General features: G+C 68.8%; 1 protein-coding gene. It reads left to right on the top strand.

The window, feature by feature from the left end; translation table 11 throughout:
* On the top strand, positions 1-346 hold a 346-nt coding region (locus tag KZZ07_RS26730), incomplete at both ends, for a hypothetical protein (protein ID WP_219519954.1).

Genomic DNA, 346 nt, shown 5'->3' with positions numbered 1-346 from the left:
CGGCCACTCCGCCGCTGCACATCGCTGCGCTGGACTCGCTCGGCAAGAAGCGGGCGCTTCAGGTCAGTTCTGACGGGGCGCTGATGGTCGCCACCCCCGTCCCTGCGGCCCCGGTCACCGGCCAAGTTGTGATCGTGACCACGGGCACCCCCGTCCAGCTCCCGACCTTCCCGCTGCGGAATGGCGTGGTGATCAAGGCCTCAGTCGCCAACGCGCAGCCGGACGCTTCGACGAAGACCAGCGCCACGGTCGGACCGCAGAACGTGACCATGCAGTACGACGGGCATGGGAACGGCTACCCGCTCTCGCCGGGTGAAGCAGCTTCCTTCGCCTGTGCCGACGCCAG

The organism is Mameliella sp. CS4 (assembly GCF_019392335.1).
Classification (GTDB): Bacteria; Pseudomonadota; Alphaproteobacteria; order Rhodobacterales; family Rhodobacteraceae; genus Antarctobacter.
This window is presented reverse-complemented; position numbering and strand designations above follow the sequence as displayed.